The following is a 261-nucleotide window of genomic DNA, read 5'->3' as shown; positions in this document are numbered from 1 at the left end:
CGATCTCGGTGCGGTCGAGCACGGCGGCCGAGCAGCTCTCGTGGATCTGCGCGGACAATTGCTCCATCACCGGATCGGCGAGATTCCAGAACGGCATCGACGTGAGATACGCGAAGCCGAGTTCGAGGATCTTCGGCGTGAGCCGGAACAGCCGGCCGTCCGCTTCGACGTAGCCGAGCGTCTGCAGCGTCAGCAGGATCCGGCGCGCGCCCGCGCGGGTCAGCCCGGTGGCCGAGGCGACCTCGGTGAGCGTCTGCTCCG

1 protein-coding gene is annotated in these 261 nt (G+C 68.6%); it reads right to left on the bottom strand.

The features are described 5' to 3' along the window. A partial coding sequence (locus tag SB751_RS32055; RefSeq protein ID WP_410749272.1) for a helix-turn-helix domain-containing protein occupies positions 1–261 on the bottom strand: 261 nt, incomplete at both ends.

This window comes from Cupriavidus sp. SIMBA_020, from assembly GCF_046535395.1.
GTDB lineage: Bacteria > Pseudomonadota > Gammaproteobacteria > Burkholderiales > Burkholderiaceae > Cupriavidus > Cupriavidus campinensis.
This window is presented reverse-complemented; position numbering and strand designations above follow the sequence as displayed.